Source organism: Mesorhizobium sp. M5C.F.Ca.IN.020.29.1.1, assembly GCF_003997375.1.
Lineage (GTDB): Bacteria > Pseudomonadota > Alphaproteobacteria > Rhizobiales > Rhizobiaceae > Mesorhizobium > Mesorhizobium wenxiniae.
The window spans coordinates 1-2,361 of the sequence record NZ_RZSW01000741.1; the positions used below are offsets into that span (position 1 = coordinate 1).

Genomic DNA, 2,361 nt, shown 5'->3' on the forward strand with positions numbered 1-2,361 from the left:
TTGGTGCTGCTGCCGCTCAGGACGTAGTCATCGAGCCTGAACAGGAGACGGTCATCAGGGAGTACGTGAAAAAGCAGCCGCTCGCCTCAGTGAAAATCCCTGGAGTGGAGCTCAATATCGGCTCAACCCTGCCCGAGACGGTCGAGCTTCATGAAGTCCCCGACACAAAATACCGCACCGTTGTCGTCGACAACCGGACCGTTGTCGTTGACCCCGGCACTCGCAAGATCATCAAAATAATTGAATGACCAAAGCGACTGGGAGGACAGCCCGCCGCGCCGAAAGGTGCGGCGGGCTTTTTTTGATCAGCTTATGGAGCGAAGTTGCCGGTGATGACGGCGAGAAAGAAAGCAACAACTCGGAACACATGCCAGCTACAGTCAAGCCGAGGCCGATTAACACAGCCCACGCAATCAGCCTACCGTAATTTCTCTCCGGCAGTTTCTTTCCACTTCGGTCGTTATCTTGCGGTTTAGCGAACAATCCCTCGTTATCATCCGATGCGGCAGGCCACTGCGCTTGCGCGGGCATCTCCGGCCCTACGAATGGAGCCATGCGCCATCGGCTGTTTTGGCGTCGAAAGCTACGGGCACGCTGTGAATCACGCACGCTGCCGCCAATATCTCTTCCAACTCGTGGTCGGTTGCGTTGCAAGCCGGCATGAGTTTCCGAAGGGCGCAGATTGCCTGTGCGATCGATAGGAAGCGGGCCTTGCCTATGGAAAGAACGTAGACTTCGGCGACTGTTTCTACCGTGACTGTGGGAAAAGAGTGAGTCATCGAGAATTCCTCCCAGAAACCCTGACCAACACGATTTCCGGCCAAATGTGGCGGCCTTCAACGCTCTGTCTGATTGCGCAGGCTCGCCGCCATTTCGGCCATTGTCTGTAGGCAATTCATTGAGTTGCGATCCTAGAGAGGCCGGCCGACGCGGCTCATTGCGCGTGCGATCGCAAGCTGCGCCTCGAGCTTGGCATTTTCCTTTTGCGTCATGTTGTCTGCGGAGATCAGCCGGCGTAGCGAGCGCATGATCTCTCCACGGGCCCAGCCCGCTTCCAGCATGCAATCGACGATCGCCTGAAAGCCTGGCTCCATGGCCTTCTGACAATCGATCTCGCGATCGGGATATTCGCCGGGTCGTTTCGGCGGATTTCTCACCCGGTGCCACTTTGTCCAGCTTGCGATTGTGATCCCGCAGGCCATCCCAGCACAGTCGGCAATCCAGTCGAATACATCCGGACCGCGCCCTATCAGTTGCGCGCCCTGAACAACTTCAATCGCCACGCCCGAAAAAGCGAGGAGAACAATCAGCTTTGCCTTGTGTTTCGTCCAGCCAAGACTTGCCAAGGCCGCCAAAACGGTGAATGCGGCGGCGTGGATGAGCTTGCCATGATGCGTGAAGCTCACTCCCAAATTCTGCAGGAGCCACGCCGGAAAAAGGGCGAGCAGCAGGAGAACGCCGGCCAACGCGGCAAGGAAAGCAACCCTTGCCACGATCGGATATGAGCCTGCGCGCAACAATATAGGTCAGCCCTTCATCCGAAGTTTGCAGAGGCCACTGCCAGCACGAAGCGGTCTAGAGCTGGGGCAGATTGTCAATTTCCAGCGGATCGGCGCATCAGCCGAATAGATGAAAGCTTTGAAGCTGCGGCCAAAGGAGGGCAAGATGCTATTCCCCTTCGGACTGGGGTCCTTACCAGCCGGCTAGGAGCTCTAGTCAGAGCAAAACGCTCCCCTCGGCACGGTGCTCGAAACAGAACCAGTGGGGCGTCTGCCTCGGCTTCGCAAAAGCCCATCCTGCATTCTTCCCGCAGCCAATGCTCGCACCTATGGTGCTGATGCCAGGGCGCGTGACGGGCTCCATTGCACTTGCAAGGCGGATCAGCTCGTCACTCATCGAATCTCACTTCAGTCGTGGAAGATTCGACAGCCGATCTTGACGAGCCCGGACGGCAAGAATCCACTGGCTCACGGAAAAAATTCCGGGGATGAACGGCTGATCGTGGCTCCCAGGAAGGTGGCCGGCGCCGCTTGGGGGGCGTTGGGGTAGATTGCCTGTAGGGCGCCGGCCTGGCGGATTGGGGTCCGCCGCACCAAGAAGCTAACAGAGCTTGCGACCGTGGATATGGCGTGATCGCGGAAGTACCGTGCTTGGAGTATGTTCCTATCCAGCCGTGTTAGCGCGATGGCCGACAAGCCGGCGACAACTTACATCGTGAGTGTCTTCGAGAAACCGCACTGGCGAACGGTGCTGACCACGAAGGACAAGGCCAAGGCGGAAGCTATGGCGAGATCGGCGAGAAGGTTCAGATCGAAGAGATCACGCCGAAGGAGAAGCGCTAGCCGGTCAGCTTAGTGAAGT

The 2,361-nt window shown here is 57.9% G+C and carries 2 protein-coding genes; one reads left to right on the forward strand and one right to left on the reverse strand.

Annotated elements, in window-relative coordinates:
• A partial coding sequence (locus EOA85_RS32935) for a DUF1236 domain-containing protein (RefSeq protein WP_127212496.1) occupies positions 1–248 on the forward strand: 248 nt, incomplete at its 5' end.
• A gap of 663 nt (positions 249–911) precedes the next feature.
• Here the strand turns inward: EOA85_RS32935 and EOA85_RS39570 are convergent.
• Positions 912–1,493, reverse strand: a complete 582-nt coding sequence (locus EOA85_RS39570; protein WP_245486237.1) for a VanZ family protein — start codon at positions 1,491–1,493, stop codon at positions 912–914.
• Positions 1,494–2,361 lie beyond the last annotated feature (868 nt).